A 23339-nucleotide genomic window follows, 5' to 3' on the forward strand; every position below is an offset into this window, starting at 1 on the left:
GATGGTACTGCACCCGGGAGGGTGTGGGAGAGTAAGACACCGCCGACCAACAACTTCACAGTGCAACGATGGAGCGTGGTGTAGAGATAGAAGGTGAGAACCTGATACCTACACCACGCTCCTTTTGCATTTCTGATATCGAAAAACGAACGAGGAAACCATGGCATCCGAAGACCGCGGCAACCATCACGATCGCCCTTCGCGCGGACGCAATTCCCGCGCAGGAGGCTCGAAGCGACGTTTTGAACAGTCTCATCGCGAAGACAAATACCGTGGTGAGCGCCGTCGGGATCAAGAGGATCGCCGAGGTGGACAACGCGGGGGACGTCGAAAAGCTCAAGATGGGGATAGGCCAAAGCGCCAACATGCCCAGCGCGGCGGTAGCGATAGGAAGTCCTTCGGCCCTCAACGTTCGGGTTTCCGCGAAGAGCGCCTGAACAAGCGGATGAACGAACCGCACCTTCCAGGCGATATCGACGTTCGCGATCTCGACCCCATGGTCTTGCAAGACCTGAAGGTGCTTTCTAAAGACAACGCGCATGTTGTAGCACAACACATGATCATGGCCGCCACCTTGATGCAAGATGATCCAGAATTGGCACTCAAACATGCTCGTGCCGCAAAAGATCGCGCCGGCCGCGTGGCCGTCGTGCGTGAGACGCTTGGCATTGCCGCCTATCACGCAGGGGAGTGGAAAGAGGCCCTGTCTGAGCTTCGTGCTGCCCGCCGTATGAGTGCAGGCCCCGGCTTGGTAGCCGTGATGGCCGATGCGGAACGTGGTCTTGGAAGGCCAGAAAAAGCCATCGAGATTGCCAAGGAAGTCGACGCGCAAACACTGGATGCAGAAACTCGCATTGAGCTTGGCATCGTGGCAGCAAACGCGCGACTCGATCTTGAACAGCCTGAATCCGCCCTTGTCACGCTCCAACGCCTGCAGCCTTCCAAGCAGGCAAGTGGTTTGAGCGCTGCTCGACTCTCCTATGCCTATGCCGATGTGCTGCTGGCCAATGGCGAAAACGAAGAAGCCTTGGAGTGGTTTAAAGCCGCAGCAGAGCAGGACGTGGATGAAGTGCTCGACGCTGGGGAACGCATTGAGGCGCTCCACCAGGGCGAGAACGGCGCAGGTGAACCAGAGGGCCAAGCATGAGTCTGCGTGAAGACTTCGATGCGCTCCTGCTCGACCTCGACGGCACCGTCTGGGAGGGTGGCCAGGCGCTTCCAGATGCCGTGGATGCATTGAATGCATCTGAGGCATCCCTGGTGTATATCACCAATAACGCCTCTCGCGGCCCAGAGGTTGTAGCAAGCTTATTAAGCGAAATGGGCATTCCCACCAACACCGATCAGGTGCTGACTTCTGCCCAAGCCGCCATCGAGATGGCCCAAGAGCACCTGCCTGAAGGAGCTGCGGTGCTGGTATTAGGCAGCGACTCTTTCAAGGCTCTGGCAAAAGCGGGCGGCTTTGAGGTTGTTGCCAGCGCCGACGATCAACCGAAGGCAGTACTCCACGGCCACAACCCGGCGACCGGCTGGGCTGAACTCTCAGAGGCTGCGCTGTCCATTGCCGCAGGTGCCCACTACTTCGCCTCCAACCTCGATACCACCTTGCCCTCCGAGCGCGGGTTGTGCGTAGGCAATGGCTCCATGGTGGCAGCGGTTGTCAGCGCCACCGGTGTGCATCCAAAGGCTGCCGGCAAACCCCAGCCGGCTATGTTCCATAGCGCTGTGCAAAGAGTTGGCAGCGCCAAACCGCTAGCTGTGGGCGATCGCCTCGATACCGACATTGCTGGGGCAGTGGCCGCTGAGATGCCCACCCTGCACCTGCTCACCGGTGTATCCCGGCACTGGGCGCTGATCCGCGCGGATCAAAGCCAGAGGCCAACCATGGTGGCAGAAACGCTGGCGGCCTTGGATCAAGAACAAGCCGAACTCCAACCCGGTAAGCAAGGCGGCTTCGAGGCCTACCGCGAAGGTGAGGCAATCGTGCTGGCAGGCGGCGATGACGACGCCACCGCGGTGCAGGCGCTTCGCACCGTCCTTTCGATTGCTTGGCAGCAACCCGAAGGCTTTGAAGGCGAGGTTCGTGCAGCCTCCAAGCAGGCATCTCGATCCATCGAACAGTGGTCATAGGTGTAGGGCAGCATGAACGCACAACAGCACCCCCAATCGCCTGCGACACCCAACACCTTGGCATCGAAGCAGGATCCTCAGCGAGTACGCGATGAGGTAGAGGCGCTGTTGGCGCAACCTGTTGAGGATGCCGAAGCCGAAGCAGCACTGCTGGCAAAGGCACATGACGTGCTGCAGCAGGCCTTGCACTAGCGCGGAAAGGTTCAACTCATGGCAGCTAGAAGAAGACTCGATGCTGAACTTGTTCGGCGCAAAATTGCTCGATCCAGGGAACAAGCCTGCCAGCTCATCCGCGAAGGCCGCGTCTTTGTCCAAGGCATCCAAGCGCAAAAGCCAGCAACCCAGGTGGAACCAGATGTGTCCATTCGGGTAGAAGGCGCCGAGGTAGATAACTATGCCTCCAGGGGTGCCCACAAATTGCTTGGTGCGCTTGCTGCTTTTTCTCCCATGGGGCTGAGCCTGGAATCCAAACGAGTCCTCGATGCGGGCGCCTCTACGGGCGGTTTTAGCGATGTGGCCTTGCGCGAAGGCGCCTCGAAGGTGTGGGCAGTAGACGTCGGCTATGGCCAATTGATTTGGCGTCTACAAAACGACCCTCGGGTTGAGGTGCTGGATCGAACCAATATCCGCCACCTCACTCCAGAGATGCTCGGCCAACCAGCCCAGGTGATGGTGGGCGATTTGTCCTTCATTTCCCTTCGCCTAGTGCTCCCCGCGATCGTGGCGTGCATGGCTGATGGCGCGGATCTTCTGCCGATGGTCAAGCCACAATTTGAGGTAGGTAAGCAGCGTTTAGGCTCCGGGGGCGTTGTTCGCGATCCCGCGTTAAGGGCCGAGGTTGTGTCCGATGTGGCGCGCTTTGCGCAAACCTTGGGCTTGAGTTTAAAAGGTGTGGTCGCCTCGCCTCTGCCCGGGCCTTCCGGAAACGTGGAATACTTCTTGTGGTTGAACAAAGATCAAGGCACCAATGCGCTCGATGATCAACGCATCGATACGCTCGTGCAACAGGCCGTAGAGGAAGGACCAGCCTGATGGCATCATGTGGCCAACCCCGCTCCGTGCTGTTGGTGCTGCACACAGGACGTCCCTCGAATGTGAGTACCGCAGGGTTAGTTGCCGAGTTGCTTGCCGACGCCGGCATCCACGTCCGCGTTCTTGTCGCCGAAGACGATACGACGGTGGCACAGCACCCCGTGCTTTCGCAGTGCAAGCGTGTGCTCAAAGGCAAGGATGCTACCAAAGACGTTGAGCTGGTCATGGCACTTGGCGGTGATGGCACCTTCCTTCGCGCCGCCGATTTGGCCCACGATGCCGATTTGCCGGTGTTGGGTATTAATCTCGGCCACGTTGGCTTCCTTGCCGAGTGGGAACAAGATGCCCTCGACGAGGCAGTGCGCAGGGTAACCCACGGTGATTACCGCGTTGAAGATCGCATGACCATCGATGTGCTCATCCGCGACGCCGATGGCAATGAACTTGGCCGCGGCTGGGCTTTAAACGAGGTCAGCGTGGAAAACCAAGTGCGCCAAGGTGTGCTGGATGCCACCTTGGAAATTGACGCACGCCCGGTGAGCTCTTTTGGCTGCGATGGCATCATCGTCTCAACGCCCACGGGCTCGACGGCCTATGCGTTTTCCGCCGGAGGCCCGGTGCTATGGCCAGCACTCGATGCCATTTTGGTGGTGCCAAATAATGCCCATGCGCTCTTTACCAAACCTCTGGTGGTCAGCCCGCACTCCAAGGTGGCCATCGAATCCCAACCAGATGCTTTCCCCGCGGTGGCGGTGATGGATGGGTTCCGTCGAATAGCTATGCCTGCAGGCTCTCGCGTCGAAATCGAAAAAGGTGCTACCCCTGTGCGCTGGGTGCGCCTAGACAACCTGCCGTTTACCGACAGGCTCGTCACCAAGCTGCGCCTACCTGTCGAAGGCTGGCGCGGACCTAAATAGCCCAAGGCGGTGGCCATACGGCACCCCTTGCTTGCCCCATGGCCTGCTGCGGGTTGGTGCATGCATGAGGTAGCAAACAGAGGCCTAGCAGCTCGAACACCCGTTCTGTGACTTCTTGCCGGCCCTGCGGTAGCATTTTGCCTATGCTTGCGGATCTGACCATCGAAAACCTCGGCGTCATCCCATCGTCCACGCTTGAGCTGCGCGAAGGGTTGAGCGTGCTCACAGGAGAAACCGGTGCCGGAAAAACCATGGTGGTCACCGGTTTGCGTTTGCTTTGTGGCGGACGAGCCGATGCCTCAAGGGTGCGCAGTGGCGCAGATAAAGCCATTGCAGAAGGCCGATTCCTCCTCGATTCGCTTGGAGAACAAGAGCGCGAACAAGCCCTGGAAGTGCTGCATCAAGCAGGCGGACACACCGATGAACAAGGCGAGATCATCGCCATGCGTTCCATCCACGCCCAGGGGCGATCCAAAGCATATTTGGGTGGTAGATCTGCTCCTGCCGCGGCGTTGGCGGCGTTAAGCGATTCACTATTACGTATTCACGGCCAAAACGATCAGCTTCGCTTGCTCAACCCGGATCGCCAGCGCGAGGCGCTCGATCGCTTTGATCCGCAGATCGCGCCGGTATATCAGCGTTATCTAGGGGCCTACCGAGCCTGGCGTGAACTGGCTCGCGACTATGAGCAGCGAGTTCGTTCCAGCCGAGACATGGCGCTAGAGGTAGATCGCCTCCAATTCGCCATCAACGAGATTGAGTCAGTCAATCCAGAACCTGGCGAAGACTTGACGCTGATCCAAGATATTCAAACCCTGCAGGATCTCGATGCGCTGCAAGAGGCCGCCACCTCCGCCCTTGGCGCCATCGACGGCCCAGAGGCACTGGGAAATTTTGCCGAAGAATCAAGCAGTGCCTCCGATGGGGTAGGCCAAGCTCAGCATGCACTTCAGGCGAGCGAGCACCCCTTATTACAAAGCCTTGCGCAGCGGCTCGAAGATGTAGCCGCCGAGCTTGCAGAGGTATCCGGTGAACTCGGGCGTTTCCTAGGCGAACTTCCTGGCGATAGCCAGCAATTAGAACAGCTTTTACAACGCCAACAAGAAATTAAGCAGCTCACCCGCAAATACGCACCCGATATTGACGGTGTGCTGCAGTGGAAACAAAAAGCAGAGCGAAAACTTAGCAAGCTCGATGCATCACCCGAAGCCCTCGAAGCGCTGCAGCAAGCTGTAGAACAAGCTCACACAGCGATGATGCGTGAAGGCCAAAAGCTCAGTACCTTGCGGCGCAAAGCAGCCAAGGCGCTCGGCCGGGCAGTAAGCGAAGAACTCCACGGCCTGGCCATGCCCAAGGCCGTATTCGAAGCCGTCCTCGATGCTGAGGAGCCAAGCATCGGTGGCTTGGAAAGCGTGGAGTTTCGACTCGCTCCCAATAGCGCTTTGGATCCAAAACCCCTGGCAAGCTCAGCATCCGGTGGTGAACTCTCCCGTGTCATGCTTGCGTTAGAGGTGATCTTGAGCACCAGTTCTTCTGGCACCACCTTGGTCTTTGATGAGGTGGACGCCGGTGTGGGAGGCAAGGCTGCGGTGGAAATTGGCCGAAGATTGGCCAAATTGGCAACGCACCATCAAGTGATTGTGGTTACGCACTTGCCCCAGGTGGCTGCCTATGCCGATACGCATTTGCATGTAGCTAAAGACGTCGGTGATACCACGGTTACTTCTGGTGTTTCGGAGCTTCGCGGAGAAGCCCGCACCGAGGAGCTCGCCCGCATGCTCGCCGGCTTGGAGGATACTGCCACCGGCAAAGCCCATGCGCAGGAGCTGTTGCACAGGGCGCAGCAAGAGGTGCAGCAATTACGAGCCGAGGGCTAGTTCGTTACAGCGCTTGCCTTACAGCGCTTACCTCGCAGGGTTGTGAGTACCTGGCTGCGGCGTGCTGTTGCGAAGTATTCGCGGAATAGAACTTGAAAAAACACCGGGCTGCCCGCGCGTGGCACCACGCACATAGGGTGTTTTTGCACCACAATGAGCCGCATGAGTCTGTTCTCCCGTTCCGAGGATCTGCCTGGCCTGCACGCTGTGTTGCGCGATTGCTCGCCAGGTAGCAAAGGTTTCAAGCGTCTGTCTGCTGGCGATATTGCCGTTATTGATGCACCCGATATCACTCGAACCTTCGCCCAAGAGCTCATCCAGGCTGAGCCCAAAGCCGTTGTAAACGTCGCACGGTTTACCACCGGGGCGATTCCTAACTACGGCCCCCAGATGCTGCTCGATGCAGATATCCTCCTGGTTGAGGCGGTCGGCGCTTCGGTGTGGGAAGGGCTGCGAAGCGGCCGCAAGGGTCGCCTGACCGAAGATGGCGAGCTGTATCACGGCGACAAGCTCATCGCGCGAGGTGAGGTCTTGCGTCAACTTGAGGTAGAGGCGAAATTCTCCGAGGCGCAGCAATCCCTCGTGGATCGCATGGAGGCCTATTTCGGCAACACCATCCAGTTCATCCACTCCGAGGCTCCTTTGCTTATCGACGGCCTGGGCGTGCCCGAAAGCGGGGCGGCTTTGCGTGACCGCAAGGTCCTCGTTGTATCGCCCGGCTTGCACCACCGCGAACAACTCAAAGAGCTGCGTAACTTCATTCGCGAATTTGAACCAGCCTTGATCGGCGTCGACGCCGGCGCGGACACCCTGGTGGAAATGGGCTATGAACCAGATTTCATCGTCGGTGACCCTGCTGGCATTGGTGCCGATGCCTTGCGCAGCGGTGCTCGTGTGGTGCTGCCCGCGGATCCAGATGGCCACGCCGTTGGCCTTGAGCGCATCCAAGACCTTGGCATTGGTGCTACCACCTTCCCGGCCGCGGTGGATTCCGCAACCGATCTGGCGCTGCTGCTTGCAGAATTCCACGGTGCCGAATTGATTGTGAATGTGGGCGCACCCTTCGATTTGGAAGCAGTCTTTGCCGAACGCAAAGAAGCCACCCCTTCGGCGATGCTGACCCGCTTGAAGGTCAATCGCAAGCTCATTGATGCCTCAAATATCATCGACCTCTACGCGATTCGTTCCGGCGCAGGTCTGGGCTGGATGTGGGCGATCTTGGGTCTGTTGATTGCCGCTGCGGTCTTCGTGCTCATCGCCGGTTCTTATGGCGATGGCAGCTTTATGGAAAACTTTGTCGATACTTGGAATAACATTGCCTTGTGGTTCCAAGGACTGTTCAGCTAAGCGTTGAGGAAATAAGCGATTATGGCAAGAAATAAAGGACGCACTTCGGCGATCATCGCCGGCTTAGGTCTTGGTGCCGCTCTCGGTTTAGCTGCAGGTACGCTCGTGCTCGCACCAAACCTTGCCGGTGATGGCGGCGAAGCAGCCGGGGGACTGGTCGCACAGCGCAACGACGCCGAAGCCGAGGCAAAGGTAGCAAAGGCCCAGGCCGAAACCGCCGACGCCTTCATCGAGGCCATCGGCGATGCCGCGGTGCAAGGACAGCTCGAAGATAAGCCCATCCTGGTGCTGCGTGCCCCAGGTAGCTCCGATGAAGACTACGAGGATCTCAAAACGCTCCTCGGCGAGGCAGGAGCTATTGATTCCGGCACCATCGAATTAACAGACTCGTTCTTTGATCAAAATGGCGCCGATGGCCTGAAAAGCATCGTGACGAACTCCTTGCCGGCTGGTGCTCAGCTTTCCGAGGACAAACTCGATGCCGGCACGCACGCCGGTGAGGCTCTTGCTGCCGCCCTGTATCTCGATGCCGATGGCAAGGAAAAGGCCACTACTGCCGACCGCGCCATCATCTTGAAGGCGCTGAAGCAAGACAAATACATCGAGTACAAAGACGGCACAATCTTGCCTGCTCAAGGCGTGGTATTGCTGCTGGATAACTCAGACAACAAAGACAATGGCTACCGCTCCAACGCCGAGTCGGATTTCGCCCAGGCCATGCGCGCCAAAGGTGGTCCTTTCGTCGTTGCCGGTGGCATCTACACCGCCGCTGATGGGGCGACACTTGATCAATTGCGCTCCAAGGACCTCAAGGATGAGGTATCCACGGTGGACTCCGTGGACCGATCCTTTGCGCAAATTGCCACCGTTTTGGCGCTGCGCGAGCAATTCGACGGCGATCACGGCGATTATGGCGCAGCAGAAAGCGCCGAGGCAGCATCGCCTTCGCCTGCAGGAGCGAAAAAGCGTGAGGGCTCAGAGCCTGCACCAAGCGCTAGCAGCCCAAGCTCCACTGCAGAACAAAGCGAAGCTGCGTCGACAAGCTAGCAACACACCAACAACCCGCAGGTAGGCTCATCGGGCCTAAGCTGCGGGTTTTTGCAAATGATCAATCACAATAGGGTAGGAGTTGGCCTCAGGTGGCGCATCACGATTTCGAAGTTCTAGCAAGCGAAGTGTTGCTTGAGTCGCCGATCTTGGCGCTTCGCAGGGATACCGTGCGCATGCCTGATGGAGCCACGGCGGCGCGCGAAATTGTCGAGCACTTCGGCGCGGTGGCAATCCTTGCGCTCAATGAGCAACAGCAAGTAGCAATGGTGAAGCAATACCGTCACTCGCTCGGCCAAAGGCTGTGGGAGCTTCCCGCCGGCTTGCTGGATATTGCCCAAGAAGACCCACTGACCTGTGCCAAGAGGGAGTTGCAGGAAGAAGCCGGTTTGGCAGCGCAACAGTGGGAGGTGCTCAGCGACATCGTGAGCAGCCCAGGTTTTGCCGAAGAAACCATCCGGATTTACCTCGCACGCGATCTTTCCCTGGTTGAGCGCCCAGAAGCCCATGATGAAGAAGCGGACATGGATTTCGCTTGGATTGACCTATCCGAGGCAGTAGCAGCGGTGCTTGATGGCACTATCGTCAATGCAACAGCAGTTGCGGGCATTTTGGCGGCGCATCAGGTGGTCGTTCACCAGGGTGCTACCCGCCCAGCAGAGGTCGATTTTGCATTGCGCCCCACAAACCTTGCCCAAAGGCGCATCGAAGCAGGCATTCAGCCGGATATGAAGCAGATTTAATATCGCCATGACTCCGGAAGCACTGGGGAAAAAGTGGTTGCGCCACCTTGCAGTAGAAAAAGGCTTGAGCGCCAATACGCTGAGTAACTACCGCCGAGACCTTGCACGCTACATTGATTGGCTCGAAGCCCAGAAAATCAGTGATCTGCAGCAGGTTGATCAACCAATGGTGGAGCACTACGTGGCGTATTTACGCCAGGGTGATCCAGAGGCGGGTCGCGCACCCTTGGCACAAAGCTCGGCAGCACGCGCCCTGATTGTTGTGCGGGGATTGCACGCCTTTGCCCTCGTAGAGGGACTAATTGAGCATAATGTGGCGGCCAAGGTGCAACCGGCTGGCGCAGGGCAACACCTCCCGGAAACGCTGAGCGTGCAAGAAGTCACTCGGCTTATTGAGTCCATCCCCGACACGGAGGCGGCCACGGCGGTGGATCTTCGTGATCGAGCATTACTCGAACTGCTTTACGGCACCGGCGCGAGAATTTCTGAGCTGCTGGCGCTGCATGTCGATCAAGTAGCAAATTTAGATGGGCTGCTAGTGATCACTGGTAAGGGCAATAAACAACGCCTCGTGCCAGTTGGGCGGCAGGCGCAAGCGGCAATCGAGGCCTACCTTGTGCGAGGCAGGCCGAGCCTTGCCAAGGGCCGAAGCCATGCACTCTTTTTGAATTCAAGGGGCAATGCTCTCAGCCGCACCAGTGCCTGGCATGTGTTGAAACAAGCTGCGCAGCGCGCCGGTTTAGAAAAAGAGATCTCCCCGCACACGCTGCGGCACAGCTACGCCTCGCACTTGATCGAGGGTGGGGCAGATGTGCGTGTGGTGCAAGAACTGCTCGGGCATGCCTCGGTGACCACCACGCAGATTTATACCCACATCAGCGCAGAAAACCTTCGCAATGTTTGGGCCAGTACGCACCCGCGCGCCTAAGTGGCGTGCGTGCGCAGTACTCTGCGTGTCGCAGTGTCATGGACGCGGGCTGACGGTACTTGGTGGCAAGGGGTAGGCCTTGACGTAGTCGTCAAGGAGTCTTCTCCGCTACACTGTATGTGATAACAGCGGTGTAATTTCTCTGTCGAGCACGCTGCTTTAGGCCTCCGGCAAGCTGCAGTATTCTGGGTCGGAGCTAAGCGCCACATCGGCAAAGAAATACCGGAAAAGTCAAGGAAGTTGGATTGACATGGCTGAGGACGGGTTGTTCAACGAGCCGGAAGGCAAGATCGGGCTCACCGGTCGTCCCTTGCGTGTCTTCCCTGAACCGAAACCGCTTCAGCAACACGGTCCGGCCAAGATCTTGTCCATGTGCAACCAAAAAGGCGGCGTGGGAAAGACCACGTCCACCATCAACCTTGGTGCATGCCTGGCCGAAGCAGGCCGCAAGGTCTTGTTGGTAGACCTCGACCCCCAAGGCGCGCTTTCTGCAGGACTTGGAGTGCCGCACGATGAACTCGACATCACCGTCTACAACCTCTTAGTCGATCGACACACCTCGATCCACCAGGCGATCCATCCCACCAACGTCGCCGGTTTGGATCTGGTGCCGGCCAATATTGATCTATCTGCTGCAGAGATCCAGCTCGTCAACGAGGTTGGGCGCGAACAAACCCTTGCCCGGGCACTGCGTCCGGTGATGCGCGACTATGACTACATCATCCTTGACTGCCAACCCTCGCTGGGCTTGCTCACCGTCAATGCGCTGAGCTGTTCTCAGGGCGTGATCATTCCGATGGAATGTGAGTACTTCTCCCTGCGCGGTCTAGCCCTGCTTACCGACACCGTGGAAAAGGTCCGCGATCGTCTCAACTTCGACCTTGAGATCATCGGCATCTTGGTCACCATGTTTGACCGGCGCACCACGCACGCGCGCGAAGTGATGAGCCGCGTGGTGGAAGTCTTTGAAGATCGAGTGTTCGACACGGTAATCACCCGCACGGTGCGCTTCCCAGAAACATCAGTGGCCGGCGAGCCCATCATTACGTGGGCACCGAATTCTCAAGGCGCGCAACAATATCGCCAGCTTGCCCGCGAGGTTATTGAACGCACGAACGGCTAGCGTTTTGATGGCAAAAGGCTCAGATCTTATCCCTCCTCATGAGCCCATGGAGCAGCCCGAGATCACGGGTTTTCGCATTGTGCTTCACAACTTCGAAGGCCCATTCGATCTGCTCTTGCAGCTCATTAGTGCAAAAAAGCTCGACGTCACCGACGTGGCGTTAGCCAAAGTCACCGATGAATTCGTCGCCTATGTCCGAGAGCTCGGCGCGATGGCAGAGCTTGACGAGGTCACAGAATTCCTCGTGGTAGCCGCCACGCTGCTGGACTTAAAAGCAGCTCGACTTCTGCCGCGCGGCGAAGTCGATAGCCTTGAAGATCTTGAGCTTTTAGAATCCCGAGATCTTCTCTTTGCGCGCCTGCTGCAATACAAGGCCTACCGGGAAGTGGCAGAAATGTTCAGGCAGTGGCAGCAACACGCCCGGAGGCAGTATCCACGTGCAGTGGGTCTGGAGGAAGCCTTTGTCGATGCCTTAGCCCCAGTGAGCATCGGGCATACGCCTGAGTCTTTTGCTCAACTTGCTGCGAGTGTATTTAGGCCAAAACCGCCAGAGCAGGTAGCCACCGATCACGTACACCAGCAACAGGTCAGCGTGCCGGAACAGGCCGGCGTGCTGCTTGCAACCTTAAAGTTGCTAGGGCCTGGCACGTGGACAAGCTTCGATGTGCTCAACCGTGAGTGCACGATGAGCATGCAAATTGTTGGGCGATTCCTCGCCTTACTTGAGCTCTACAAGGCCCAAGCGATCGATGTGGAACAAGAAGCCTCACTCGAAGAACTCAAAGTGGCATGGACGGGTTTGGATGTGGATCCGGCCGTTGTTGCTGCAGCCAATTGGCAGTAGCGCGACCCTGCTGCCATGCCGGTGCGGTAGGTGTTGGACGGAAAAGGACGTAGCGATGCACGGTCTGTGAAGGCGCCTTATACAATGTTTGGCGTTAGCAGTTATTGCGTATCAAGATTCATGCACTGGATCTAGGTTGAGGAAAGGGGCAGGCGGTGGGCGTCATCGTTGTGTCGGGTCTTTCCACCGGTGTTGGTAAAACCACGGCAGCGGCAGCCATCGTGGCTGTGCTCAAAGCTCGCGGCCGCGATGTCGTGCCCGTGAAAGTGGCTCGGCTGCAAGGAAGCCTCAAAGATCCCCATGCTGGTGATATCGGCACCATTGAACGCCTCACGGGTATCCGTGGCCTGGATCTGTCTGATGATCCCAACCCGCTGCAGCGAGTCCGCGAGCTTGTAGCAGAGGGCAAGACGGTGGTGGTAGAAGGCTCGGGTGCCCTCAGCATCCCCTTGCTTGCGAACAAAACCATCGCCGATATCGCAGCAGAACTTGGCGCCCCGCTCGTGGTGGTTTCCGGCATGGCCGAAGGTGCTGTGTCTCTGGCGGTCCAGGCTGTGCGCTTTGCGCGAATGTGCGGCGCAGACGTGGTGGGTGTTGTTGGAGGCAAATTGCCAAGCAATGCAGATCTGCGCACTCGTTTGAAGTTGATGGAAGTATCCAATAGCACCGGTGTGGATTTCTTTGGAAGCCTCCCAGACGGAATCGGCGCCTCCGAGCCGGAGGCCTTTTGGCGCTACATCAAAACCGTGACCTTGCCGCCTTCGTGGTAGCGCCCGAATGCAGGATCCTCGCTCCGTGGGTCGCTGCGAAGGCGCGTTGATCGGCATCGCGCTTTTGAGTAGATCTGTGGCAGTTTCGCTGCATCTGCTGAGTTGGATCACCCCGATGTCAAGAAACTGAACAACGTTCAAGTACCATCGGAATCAACATTGCAGCGGCAGTTTTTCACCCAAGCACTGTCACCTCCGGCTCGGTGCTATCTGGCGAAGGCTGCGCTGTCATCGATGTGGCAAGAACTAGAGAAAAGCGAGACAGGTTCGTGCACGCTGAAGCCATCGCAACATATGACCGTGACCACGTGTGGCACCCTTATGGGCCAATGCCCGCAGCAATTGCCCCAGTGGTGATTGATCGCGCACAAGGGGCGTATCTCTACACCACAGATGGAACTGCCCTCATCGATGGCATGAGTTCTTGGTGGGCCGCAGCGCATGGGCACTCGCACCCCAAACTCCAAGCCGCCGCCACGAAGCAAATCGAGCAGATGAGCCACGTCATGTTCGGTGGCCTGACCCACCGCCCGGCCGTGGAGCTTGCAAAAAAGCTCGTAGACCTCAGCGATGATGGCCTTGACAAGGTCTTTTTCAGCGATTCCGGCTCGGTTGCCGTGGAAGTTGGCTTGAAGATGGCCTATCAATACCAGCGCGGTATTGGCCACCCAGAGCGCGATCGAATGCTCACCTGGCGCAGGGGCTACCACGGAGATACCTTTGCCACAATGAGTCTGTGCGACCCCGATGGTGGCATGCACTCGATGTGGACTTCGAGGGTGATGAGCAATGTCTTCGCACCACACCCTCCAACACGCGGCGCCTCTCAAGCCACCATCGACGCCTACCTTGAACAGGTAGAAGCGCTGATCGACGACAGCATCGCGGGCATCGCCATCGAACCCATAGTCCAGGGTGCAGGAGGCATGCGCTTCCACGATCCCGCGATTGTGCGGGGACTGCGCGCATTGTGCGACCGCTATGGTTTGGTCTTGCTTGCCGACGAAATCGCCACCGGATTCGGACGCACCGGGGCACTGTTTGCCACCCAAGCTGCAGGGGTGACCCCCGATATTCTGTGCCTCGGCAAAGCGCTCACCGGTGGATTCATGTCCCTTGCAGCAACAATGACTACAGAGCGCATCGCAACTGCAATCAGCAGTCCCGAAGGCGGGGGAGCGTTATTGCACGGCCCGACGTTTATGGGCAATCCCTTAGCGTGCGCGGTTGCGTGTGCCGCAGTGGATCTGGCGAGTGACCCCGCGGTGCTCGAGCAGGTCGCAGGCATTGAGCAGATTCTGCAAGAAGAACTCGCGCCTTTAAAGGAGCATCCATCGGTAGCCGATGTGCGAGTGCTTGGCGCCATCGGCGTGGTAGAGATGCGCCAGCCAGTTGATATGCAAAAGGCCACTCAAGCGGTGATGGAGCAGGGCGTGTGGCTTCGGCCTTTCGGCAAGCTTGTCTACACCATGCCGCCATATATTTGCCAAGCATCCGAGATCAGGCGCATCTGCGACGCCATCAAGGCGGTCGTGCAATCTGAGGAGCAAGCATGAGCATCCTATGCATCAGTGGAACCAATACCGATGTGGGCAAAACCATCGCCACCGCAGCCTTAGCGCTTGCAGCCCAACAACAAGGCTATGAGGTTATTCCGATCAAGCCGGTGCAAACAGGTGAACCGGAAGGTAAAGGCGATGTCGATACCATCGAGCGCCTCACAGGAATCCAGGGGACGTGCTTGCGGCGCTACCCGGAACCATTGGCACCGAACCTTTCCGCTCGCCGCGCGGGCATCGAGCCAGCAGGCGTGGGGGAGCTAGCCCAGGAAATCACCCGCCTTGATCGCCCGGACCGGCTCTTGCTTGTTGAAGGCGCCGGCGGTTTGCTGGTGCGGATCAATGAGCAGGAAAGCTTCGCCGATCTCGTCCAGGCATTAAGCGCGCCTTTGGTCATTGTGAGCAGCATGGGGTTGGGTTCATTAAACCTAGCCGAATTGACCGTGGAGGCCGCCAGGTATCGAGGCATTGAGGTCAAAGCCTTGATCGGTGGCGCCATTGACGCAGAACCCAACCTTGCCACCAGGCTGAATCTCGAAGAAATGCCCAAGATCTGCCAGGTACCGCTGTGGGGTGTGTTGCCGGATAATAGTGGGGCGCTTTCCAGGGAGGCTTTTGCAAGCATGGCCACGGAACACCTTCGGCCAAATTTGTTGTCACCTCAGTAAGATGGAAGCGATTGCAACGTCGCAGGGAGGTCTTTGGCACATATGGAAGTACTCATCGGTCTGGTAGCGCTCCTATTTGCCACAGTCACCATGGTGGCGATCGGTGACCGTACAGGGCTTCCCTGGCCCCCGCTGCTTGCAGTGCTCGCGGGTGCAGCCATGCTGCTGCCAAATATCCCCGAGAATCAAATCCCTGCGGAATTGATGCTGCCAATCTTCATCCCGCCTTTGTTGTGGGCCTTGGCACGCAGAACGAGTTGGGCCTCGATTCGCCGTAATTGGAGGATCGTCGTCCAGCTCTCTGTTCTGCTGGTTATCATCACAGCATTCGCCGTTGGCTTAAGCGCATACCTATTGGTGCCGACGCTTTCTTTTGCCGGCGCGGTCGTCATCGGTGCTGCAATCTCCCCACCAGACCCCGTAGCAGTCGACGCAGTAGCAGAACCCGCCGGTGTACCACGAAGGCTTACCAGCACCTTACAAACTGAGGGGCTTTTCAACGATGCCGCCTCGATCGTGGTGTTTAACCTCGCGCTGAGCGTCTTACTCAAAGGCGAGGAAATCGCCTGGTGGGCTGCCATTATCGCGTTCTTCTACGCGGCCCTTTCTGCAATCCTCATCGGATTCCTCCTCGGCCGAGGCGCGGCATGGCTGAACAACCGCCTGGATTCCGCCGTGGCAGGCAACGCATTTACCTGGGTGATCCCCTTTGCCACCTTCATCATCGCCGAAGAATTGAACTCCAGCGGCGTTATCGCCATCGTGGTCGCTGCCATCGAGTTCAATTCCCGAAACGGCGCCGGCGCCGAAGACCGTCTATCCGGCAGTGCCTTCTGGGAAGTAGTCGAGTTGCTATTTACCGGCGTGGCCTTCGGTTTGATCGGTGTCTCTGTGCGTACCGCCATGGATGAGGTAGGCGGACAGATCTGGCATGCGGTCTGGATCGGATTGGTGCTCTCCTTCGTGGCCATCGTGGTCAGAGCGATCTGGCTGTACATGATGTATTTGCACAACCGGAGAAAAGGGCGAAGAACTGGCGCGCCGCTGAGGTTGCAGGAGGTCTTGCTGCTGACCTGGGGTGGTATGCGCGGTTTGGTCACCTTGGCGCTGGTGCTTTCGATCCCACCCACGTCAGGGTTCGGGCTGTACTCCGAATTGCCGATTATTGCCTTGGTGGTGCTGGTCGTCACCATGGTGATTCCAGGCTTGTTGCTGCCATGGCTGATGAAGACGCTCAACCTTGAGCAAGGGCCGGATGCTTTTGGCGACCAAGCCCGCGCACGCCTGGAGGCCCGAGCGCGTTTTGCAGCAGGCGAGGTGCTTGAGCGATATATCCACGATATTCCCGCGGAGCAATTAGAGGCACTGCGCCGCCGTTTCGAAGAGGATATCCACGTCGATGTGGATGAATCCGATCATGGTGCAGCACAAGACCGAAAGAAGCGCGTTGCTCAAAGGGCCGAGCAGATGAACCGTGTTCGCCTCGAGGCGCTCTATGCCTCTCAGGCTGAGCTATTGCGGGCACGAAGAGAACGCGACGTTGATCCGGTTATTTTAGATGAGGTGCTCTACGACGTAGACAGCCAAATCGTCGCCACCGAAAAGCGCCTTGCTAAGTAACGACCCTGCCGGAATAGGAAGAAGAAAAGCCGAGTGTGCACCACACAACCAGCTCAGAACGAACCTGGGATGATCAGCCAATTACGCAGCGCGATTGAGTCGGTCTTGTTGGTAGCCGATGAGCCGGTGCAAGAGGATGTGCTTGCTCGCGTTACTCAGGCATCCGAAGACGAGGTGCGCGCGATCTGTCGGGAATTCCAGCAGGAATTACTCCAACGCGGTTCCGGGATGAGTTTGAAAAATATTGATGGTGGGTGGAGGCTTTATACCCACATCGATAACGCGGAAGTTGTAGAGCGCTTCTTGCACGATGGCACCCAATCAAAGCTTTCTCGCGCTGCCTTAGAAACCCTGGCGGTAATTGCGTATCGCCAACCGGCTACCCGTGCGCAAGTAGCCGCGGTGCGCGGCGTCAATGTTGATGGCGTGGTGCGCACGCTGGTGCTTCGCGGCCTGATCCGCGAGATTGAGGCGGGGGAGGGTTCGCAGGCCCATCGCTACGAAACCACCGAGTTATTCCTGGAATTGATGGGCATTGAGTCCCTGGATGCGCTGCCGGATCTGGCGCCGCTGCTGCCTGATGTTGATAGCATCGACGAAGAGTTCTAGATAGGCTAGGCTAGATCTTCTTTAACATTTTCATACCTCTCACAGATAGGAAGTATCCGTGACACCAACCGCTCGCCGTGATGGCACACCGGACAAAGGCAGGGGCAAGAACAAGCCCGCGCCGAAGCAGCCGCAGAAGCAGCGCGCCTCGGAGATGATCATCTCCAACGCGAAACCGGCTCGTCATCAACATAAGGCCCCAGATTTGGATCAAGCCAAAGCTGGTGAGCCTATTCGTTTGCAAAAAGTGCTCGCGCAGGCCGGTGTGGCCTCTAGGCGCCACTCCGAGATCCTGATCGACGCAGGCCGCGTGGAAGTCAATGGCCGTGTGATTCGTAAGCAGGGTGTTCGCGTGGATCCGAATACCGATGTGATTCGCGTGGATGGGGTTCGCATCAACGTCAACGAAGACATGGAGTACTTCGTGCTGAATAAGCCCCGTGGCGTGCAATCGACCATGAGTGACGAGATGGGTCGTCCCTGTGTCGGCGATATCGTGAGCGAGAAAATCGCCGCTGGCCAGCGTCTCTTCCACGTCGGTCGACTCGATGCCGATACCGAAGGTTTGCTGCTTTTAACCAACGATGGTGAATTGGCTAACCGTTTGACCCACCCGAAGTATGAGGTGGCCAAGACCTATCTGGCTACCGTGCAGGGTGAAGCTGATCGTGCACTCATTCGCCGTTTGCGTGAGGGCATCGAGCTTGACGACGGCCCCGCGAAAGCAGATTTTGTGCAGATCATCGATGTGTACGAGGGTCGTTCGCTGGTGCGTGTGGAACTCCACGAAGGTCGCAAGCACATCGTGCGTCGCATGCTCAAAGAGGCAGGTTTCCCAGTCGAGCGCCTCGTTCGCACCAAATTGCACACCGTCCAACTCGGCGACATGAAACCCGGCGGTATCCGTGCCTTGAACCGCTCCGAGCTGAGCAGCCTGTACAAAGTGGTGGGGATGTAAAACATGCAGTACCAAGATCTCAACAATTGCCCCTCCGGGCTCATCGTGGCAGTCGATGGTCCATCAGGAGCCGGAAAATCCACGGTCTGCCGCGCGGTTGCTGAACGCTTTGGCGCTCAGTACCTCGACACCGGCGCCATGTACCGCGTTGCCACCCTGCATGTGCTCCAGCAGGGCATCAGCCCCGAAGACACCGACGCAGTCATCCGCGCTACCAGCTCATTGCCACTTGAAGTCAATGACGATCCGAAGTCCAAAGAAGTGCTGCTTGCCGGCAGGGACGTTTCCGCAGAGATCCGCGGCCCGGAGGTTACAGCCCACGTGTCTGCGGTTTCGGCGATCCCGGAAGTCCGCCACAACCTCGTGGCCCTCCAACGTGGCCTAGCGCTCAAAGCGGGCCGTTGCGTGCTCGATGGAAGGGATATCGGCACCCACGTGTTGGCAGATGCCCCGCTGAAGGTTTTCCTCACCGCGTCTGCTGAAGTGCGTGCGCAGCGTCGCCATGAACAAGACATTGCCGCTGGCCGCGAAAGCGATTACCAGGCTGTACTTGCAGATGTGCAACGCCGCGATACCGCCGACTCCACCAGGGCAACCTCACCACTGCGCCCCGCCGATGATGCAACGCTAGTGGACACTTCAGATATGACCCTCGATCAAGTGATCGATCGCATCACCGACTTGGTGATTGCCTCTGCAGAAAGGGCGAGCTAATGAGCGACGAACCCCAAAACTTCAACGAAGCAGCACACGAAGACTCCCAGGAATTCAACTTCGACAATGAGACGGAGTTTTTCCAGGAGATCAACGAAGAGGACTTCGCCGATGCAGACTTCGGTGAAGACTACGACGAAGAAGACTGGTCGGCCCTAGAGGCAGCCCTCGGCATCGACACCGAACCTCACCTCCGTGAGGATCTGTGCACCGTGGCAATTGTTGGGCGCCCCAACGTTGGCAAATCCACGCTGGTCAACCGCTTCATTGGACGTCGAGAAGCTGTGGTGGAAGATTTTCCCGGCGTGACTCGCGACCGCATCTCCTACCTTGCGGATTGGGGCGGCAAGCGTTTTTGGGTGCAAGATACCGGCGGCTGGGACCCGAATGTGAAAGGCATTCACGCAGCCATCGCGCGCCAAGCCGAGATGGCCATGGAAACAGCCGATGTGATCATCATGGTGGTAGACACCAAGGTGGGTATCACCGAAACTGATGCCGTGATGGCCAAGATGCTTCAGCGCGCAACGGTCCCGGTGATCCTAGTGGCCAATAAGTTCGACTCCGATAACCAATACGCCGATATGGCGGAGTTTTATGCCCTCGGCCTTGGCGATCCCTGGCCCGTTTCTGCGCAACACGGCCGCGGCGGCGCCGACGTGCTTGACCAAGTGCTCGCATCCTTCCCGGAAAAGCCAAGGTCTAGCTCCATTGTGGAAGGCCCACGCCGCGTGGCACTCGTGGGCAAGCCCAACGTGGGCAAGTCCTCGCTGCTGAACAAGATCTCCGGCGAAGATCGTTCCGTGGTGGACAATGTCGCAGGCACCACCGTCGACCCGGTGGACTCCTTGGTGCAGCTTGACCAGCAGCTTTGGCGCTTTGTTGATACTGCCGGGCTTCGCAAGAAGGTCAAGCAGGCACAAGGCCACGAGTACTACGCATCCCTGCGTACCCGCGGCGCCATCGAATCGGCCGAAATCTGCATCTTCATGATCGATGCCTCCGAGCCGGTATCCGAGCAGGATCAGCGCGTGCTGGCCATGATTTTGGAAGCCGGCAAAGCCTTAGTGCTGGTGTTTAATAAGTGGGACCTCATGGATGAGGATCGCCGCTGGGAGCTCGATCGCGAACTCGATCTGCAATTGGCGCATATTCCCTGGGTCAAGCGGGTGAATATCTCCGCGAAAACCGGCCGTGCGCTGCAAAAGATCGAACCGTTTATGATCGAGGCGCTCGAAAGCTGGGACAAGCGCGTCACCACCGGCCAGCTCAATACCTGGTTGCGCGCGACCATTGCCCAGAACCCACCGCCAATGAAGGGTGGTCGCGTCCCCCGCGTGCTCTTTGCTACGCAGGCATCTACTCGCCCTCCGGTGATTGTGCTGTTTACCACCGGCTTCCTTGATGCGGGTTATCGTCGCTACTTGGAGCGCAAATTCCGCGAGCAGTTCGGATTCGAAGGCTCGCCGGTGAAAATCGCCGTGCGTGTGCGCGAACGTCGCTCCAAGCGCTAAGCACGCCGCCTCAGCACAAAGGCATCGTGGCGATAGGGCAGGGTGACTTCTCCTTCTGGGTCTAGGCCAAGGTGGTCGATATACCAATCGAGGTTCGAAGTCATCTTTGCCCTGGTGTTTGGCGATGCCCGCAGCCAATAGGAGCGCGTGTGCATTAAGGTGTGCAGATCAGCAACCGGCAGCGTCTGGCTAAAGCGGCAGCGAAGCGTGCGCTCGATGGCAAACTCCTTGCCGATGTTCGGCACAAAGCCCTCGGCGAGTGTGTCGCCGGCGTGGGTGATTCGGGTAAGCCGGTGCACCCAGGGGACGGCCACGTCGAGGGTGTTCCACAGCAATACCACCACACCATCGGGGCGAAGCACGCGGGCGAATTCGCTACTGGCTGCTACCGGGTCGAGCCAGTGCCAGGTTTGGGCACAGCTAATCAGGTCGACGCTGGCGTCGACAAGCCCTAAGGCCTCGGCCTTGGCCTGGATACAAGGCAATTGGTGGTGGTGGCGAAATTGGGTGAGCATTTCTTTGCTGAGATCGCTGCCAATGACCTTTGCGTGGGGGAAGGCTTGAGCCAATTGTTCGCTGAAGATCCCGGTGCCACATCCAACGTCGATGATCCGCGTGGCCTGCGGTATGAGGGAAAACACCTGCTCTGGGTACCGGGGGCGCACCCGGTGATAATCATCAACCTCGCTGCTAAAGGCTTTGGCTTGAAGTTCGCGGTGCAAGGCATCGCGGAATTTCGGAGCATGCTGCCTGGATTTCGGAGGGATTGGGCGGTGCGTCACGATGGTTGATTCTAGCGATCCAGATACCCGGATTGAGAAGCAGGGATGAAAATGCTGGGAAGTTACTGAATCCGCTTGGCAATCCATTGCATTTGTTGAACACTACTTTCATGCATCTTGTCCAAGAATTCAGCCTGACCACCCCGGCGGTGGTGTGGGCGGCAACAGCAGTGCTGTGTGCCTGCGTCCTTCTGAGCACGTGGCGGCTGCTGCAAGGACGAGGCCTGCGCTTTGTGCTCATCGCCGCAATGGGTGTTGGAGCGATCATGTTTGCGATGCGGTGGGGCATCGAAGGATGGTGGCGACCATTTCCCGATGCCATCCCTTGGCAGATCTATGCCGGTGTAGGTGTGTGCATCTTTGGGCTGCTAGCGCTGTTGTGTGCGAAAAAACGGGTGCTGCTGAGCTTTCTTGTGCTGTTGAGTGTGCTGAGCACATTGCTTGTGGGCAATAACGTCTATCAGCTCTATCCCACCGTCGGGAGCGTGGTGTCCCATGATCACGCAGAGCGGATGAGCTGGGAGGAATTCCAGGCGGCGTTGAATAAGAAGACCCTGCCTAGGGATCAGGGGGTGCTGCTGAGTCTCCAGCTTGATTCACCCCGCTCTGGATTTAAGGCGCGCAAAGCCCAGGTGTATCTTCCTCCCGCGTATTGGCGTAGCGATACCGCCTTGCCGGTGCTGGTGATGATGGCGGGTAATCCCGGCAGGCCAGAAGATTGGTTCGGTGCGGGTATGGCCGATCGCGCGGCTGATCAATATCAACAAGCCCACGGTGGTGTGGCTCCGATTATCGCTAGCGTTGATGCCACCGGAAGCTATACCGCCAACCCCGGCTGTACTGATAGCCCCGGGAGCAATGTGGCCACCTATCTCTCACAAGACGTGCCTGAGCAGCTTCAACAAAAGCTCAAGGTGGATCCTGATCAACAGCATTGGACCATTGGCGGTTTAAGTTATGGCGGAACCTGCGCATTGCAGATCGCCACGAATGCCCCGCAAGCCTATGGCAATTTCCTTGATTTCTCTGGTGAATTAGAGCCCAGCATCGGTACCCATGAACAAACAGTGACCAAGCTCTTTGAGGGCTCAGAGGCGAAGTTCAAGGCCCATAATCCGGCCGATCTTTTGCAAAAGCATGAACATGATGGCCGTTATCGCCACCTGTCAGGTGTGTTTATTGCGGGTGATCGCGACCATCAGGCCGTGCACGATCTGCAGGCCTTGCACAAGCGCGCTGAGGCGGCAGGGATCAAGAGTCAATTCCGCACGATTAAAGGTGGGCACGATTTCGGCACCTGGCGCACCGCCTTCGAGCAGAGCCTGCCTTGGGTAGCGAAGCAAGGAAAGCTGGAATAGTCCGCGATGGAGATAGCCTTTCGACGTCCCACGCGGCGAATTCCTCACGCCCCCAAGGCAGGTTAGAGGTGTAGGGCTAGACCACCATCCGGTAGCCCACGCCGAGCTCAGTGATCAGGTACTGCGGATGGCCTGGGTCTTTTTCTAATTTCTGCCGGAGCTGAGACATATATACCCGCAGGTAATTCGTCTCTTTGGAATACGCCTGCCCCCACACAGCCTGGAGCAGATCCGTCTTGTGCACCAATTGACCTCGGTGGCGCAAGAGGTATTCCACGATGCCCCACTCCCGCGGCGTGAGGTGGACCTGTTGGCCTTCAACAGTCACGGTGGAACTTTGAAGGTTAAACACCACACGCTCGTCGGAAGTGCTGATTACCGGCTTTTCTTCTTCCTTATCCGCCGGAGCGCGGCGCAGCACCGCGCGCACCCGGGCGAGCAGTTCACCAACCGAGAATGGTTTGGTGATGTAGTCGTCCGCGCCTTCGTCCAAAGCGTTGATCTTGCCGGGTTCGTCGTGGCGTGCAGAGACGACGATGATGGGAAGCTCGCTCCACTTGCGTACAGAACGCAGCACTTCCAAACCACTGAGATCTGGCAGCCCTAGATCCAATAAAATGACGCTGGGCTGCCAAGATCCGATGATCTTGAGCGCCTGGCTGGCGGTGGTGGCCACTTTCATCTCATAGCCCCTGGCCTTGAAGTTCACCATGACGGCGTTTGCCAATGGAACGTCATCTTCAACCAGCAGAACCCGCTCGGCCTCCTGAGCCTGGCCTTGTTTCTCGTGTCCTTTCAC

Annotated in this window: 23 protein-coding genes; 21 read left to right on the forward strand and 2 right to left on the reverse strand. The window is 58.0% G+C overall.

From position 1 onward, the window contains the following. The first annotated feature begins 160 nt into the window (after window positions 1-160). From IEU99_RS00005 to der, 20 genes are all read left to right on the forward strand, one after another. Window positions 161-1147 carry a tetratricopeptide repeat protein gene (locus IEU99_RS00005; RefSeq protein WP_229718320.1) on the forward strand — a complete coding sequence of 329 codons (987 nt, stop codon included), beginning with the start codon at window positions 161-163 and terminating at the stop codon, window positions 1145-1147. Beyond that, entirely contained in the window at window positions 1144-2130 is a 987-nt protein-coding gene (locus IEU99_RS00010) for an HAD-IIA family hydrolase (protein ID WP_128889909.1), read from the forward strand. The genes IEU99_RS00005 and IEU99_RS00010 overlap by 4 nt, the downstream gene beginning before the upstream one ends. A gap of 12 nt (window positions 2131-2142) precedes the next feature. Continuing rightward, window positions 2143-2322 carry a hypothetical protein gene (locus IEU99_RS00015; RefSeq protein ID WP_128889908.1) on the forward strand — a complete coding sequence of 60 codons (180 nt, stop codon included), beginning with the start codon at window positions 2143-2145 and terminating at the stop codon, window positions 2320-2322. A gap of 18 nt (window positions 2323-2340) precedes the next feature. After that, window positions 2341-3162: a TlyA family RNA methyltransferase gene (locus tag IEU99_RS00020; protein ID WP_128889907.1), complete on the forward strand. Its 822-nt coding sequence runs from the start codon at window positions 2341-2343 to the stop codon at window positions 3160-3162. Further along, window positions 3162-4079, forward strand: a complete 918-nt coding sequence (locus IEU99_RS00025) for an NAD kinase (protein WP_128889906.1) — start codon at window positions 3162-3164, stop codon at window positions 4077-4079. Before IEU99_RS00020 ends, IEU99_RS00025 begins: the two co-directional genes overlap by 1 nt. 143 nt (window positions 4080-4222) lie before the next feature. Next, window positions 4223-5956, forward strand: a complete 1734-nt coding sequence (recN, locus tag IEU99_RS00030) for a DNA repair protein RecN (protein ID WP_128889905.1) — start codon at window positions 4223-4225, stop codon at window positions 5954-5956. A 153-nt stretch (window positions 5957-6109) separates the two neighbouring features. Next, the gene (steA, locus tag IEU99_RS00035) at window positions 6110-7303 is read left to right on the forward strand and encodes a putative cytokinetic ring protein SteA (protein ID WP_128889904.1); all 1194 of its coding nucleotides are present in this window, start codon (window positions 6110-6112) and stop codon (window positions 7301-7303) included. A 21-nt stretch (window positions 7304-7324) separates the two neighbouring features. Further along, window positions 7325-8350, forward strand: coding sequence for a copper transporter (locus IEU99_RS00040; RefSeq protein ID WP_128889903.1), 1026 nt, complete (start codon window positions 7325-7327; stop codon window positions 8348-8350). Between the two features lie 92 nt (window positions 8351-8442). After that, complete coding sequence (locus IEU99_RS00045) at window positions 8443-9093, forward strand: NUDIX domain-containing protein (RefSeq protein WP_188358264.1); 651 nt, start codon at window positions 8443-8445, stop codon at window positions 9091-9093. 7 nt (window positions 9094-9100) lie between these two features. After that, on the forward strand, window positions 9101-10021 hold the full coding sequence (xerD, locus tag IEU99_RS00050) for a site-specific tyrosine recombinase XerD (RefSeq protein WP_128889902.1): 921 nt from the start codon (window positions 9101-9103) through the stop codon (window positions 10019-10021). 250 nt (window positions 10022-10271) lie between these two features. Beyond that, window positions 10272-11144 carry a ParA family protein gene (locus IEU99_RS00055; RefSeq protein WP_128889901.1) on the forward strand — a complete coding sequence of 291 codons (873 nt, stop codon included), beginning with the start codon at window positions 10272-10274 and terminating at the stop codon, window positions 11142-11144. 46 nt (window positions 11145-11190) lie between these two features. After that, window positions 11191-11988: a segregation and condensation protein A gene (locus IEU99_RS00060; RefSeq protein ID WP_128890831.1), complete on the forward strand. Its 798-nt coding sequence runs from the start codon at window positions 11191-11193 to the stop codon at window positions 11986-11988. Window positions 11989-12143: 155 nt separating this feature from the next. Beyond that, window positions 12144-12758, forward strand: a complete 615-nt coding sequence (locus IEU99_RS00065; protein ID WP_128889900.1) for an AAA family ATPase — start codon at window positions 12144-12146, stop codon at window positions 12756-12758. A 269-nt stretch (window positions 12759-13027) separates the two neighbouring features. Then, window positions 13028-14314 carry an adenosylmethionine--8-amino-7-oxononanoate transaminase gene (locus IEU99_RS00070; protein ID WP_128889899.1) on the forward strand — a complete coding sequence of 429 codons (1287 nt, stop codon included), beginning with the start codon at window positions 13028-13030 and terminating at the stop codon, window positions 14312-14314. Next, window positions 14311-14985, forward strand: a complete 675-nt coding sequence (gene bioD / locus IEU99_RS00075) for a dethiobiotin synthase (RefSeq protein WP_128889898.1) — start codon at window positions 14311-14313, stop codon at window positions 14983-14985. The genes IEU99_RS00070 and bioD overlap by 4 nt, the downstream gene beginning before the upstream one ends. A gap of 42 nt (window positions 14986-15027) precedes the next feature. Continuing rightward, window positions 15028-16605: a cation:proton antiporter gene (locus IEU99_RS00080; RefSeq protein WP_128889897.1), complete on the forward strand. Its 1578-nt coding sequence runs from the start codon at window positions 15028-15030 to the stop codon at window positions 16603-16605. A 69-nt stretch (window positions 16606-16674) separates the two neighbouring features. After that, window positions 16675-17214 (forward strand): SMC-Scp complex subunit ScpB, encoded by a 540-nt coding sequence (gene scpB, locus IEU99_RS00085; protein ID WP_128889896.1) that lies wholly within the window; start codon window positions 16675-16677, stop codon window positions 17212-17214. A 58-nt stretch (window positions 17215-17272) separates the two neighbouring features. Continuing rightward, a complete protein-coding gene (locus IEU99_RS00090) occupies window positions 17273-18172 on the forward strand; it encodes a pseudouridine synthase (RefSeq protein ID WP_371869455.1) in 900 nt (299 codons plus the stop codon). 3 nt (window positions 18173-18175) lie between these two features. Continuing rightward, the gene (cmk, locus tag IEU99_RS00095) at window positions 18176-18886 is read left to right on the forward strand and encodes a (d)CMP kinase (protein ID WP_128889895.1); all 711 of its coding nucleotides are present in this window, start codon (window positions 18176-18178) and stop codon (window positions 18884-18886) included. Then, window positions 18886-20400, forward strand: coding sequence for a ribosome biogenesis GTPase Der (gene der / locus IEU99_RS00100; RefSeq protein WP_128889894.1), 1515 nt, complete (start codon window positions 18886-18888; stop codon window positions 20398-20400). Before cmk ends, der begins: the two co-directional genes overlap by 1 nt. Here the strand turns inward: der and IEU99_RS00105 are convergent. Further along, window positions 20397-21182 (reverse strand): class I SAM-dependent methyltransferase, encoded by a 786-nt coding sequence (locus tag IEU99_RS00105; RefSeq protein WP_164931161.1) that lies wholly within the window; start codon window positions 21180-21182, stop codon window positions 20397-20399. The genes der and IEU99_RS00105 overlap by 4 nt on opposite strands. 110 nt (window positions 21183-21292) lie before the next feature. On the opposite strand from IEU99_RS00105, the gene IEU99_RS00110 reads away from it, so the two are divergent. Further along, window positions 21293-22540: an alpha/beta hydrolase gene (locus IEU99_RS00110; RefSeq protein ID WP_128889892.1), complete on the forward strand. Its 1248-nt coding sequence runs from the start codon at window positions 21293-21295 to the stop codon at window positions 22538-22540. Window positions 22541-22616: 76 nt separating this feature from the next. Here the strand turns inward: IEU99_RS00110 and IEU99_RS00115 are convergent, their stop codons facing one another. Continuing rightward, entirely contained in the window at window positions 22617-23339 is a 723-nt protein-coding gene (locus IEU99_RS00115; protein ID WP_268234347.1) for a response regulator transcription factor, read from the reverse strand.

This window comes from Corynebacterium pelargi (assembly GCF_014635485.1).
GTDB classification, from domain to species: Bacteria; Actinomycetota; Actinomycetes; order Mycobacteriales; family Mycobacteriaceae; genus Corynebacterium; species Corynebacterium pelargi.